The 234-nt window shown below is 42.3% G+C and carries 1 pseudogene; it reads left to right on the top strand.

The features are described from left to right. Window positions 1-234: pseudogene (locus AOA60_RS28810) on the top strand (23S rRNA (uracil-5-)-methyltransferase RumA); the annotation flags it as partial.

The following is a 234-nucleotide window of genomic DNA, read 5'->3' as shown; positions in this document are numbered from 1 at the left end:
TGATTATATAGGAGACATTAAATTTGCGATTTCAGCAAGGTCTTTCTACCAAGTGAACCCAGTTCAGACCCAGGTGCTCTATGAAAAAGCGTTAGAGTATGCTGATTTAAGTGGTAAGGAGCATGTCATCGATGCTTACTGCGGAATTGGGACGATCTCTTTGTTCCTAGCGCAAAAGGCAAAGCATGTGTATGGCGTTGAAATCGTACCAGAAGCTATTTCCGATGCCAAAAA

It is taken from the genome of Pseudomonas sp. 2822-17, assembly GCF_002742485.1.
GTDB lineage: Bacteria > Pseudomonadota > Gammaproteobacteria > Pseudomonadales > Pseudomonadaceae > Aquipseudomonas > Aquipseudomonas cyclaminis.
Note: the sequence above shows the minus strand (reverse complement) of the source record. Positions and strands in the feature narration are given on the sequence as shown.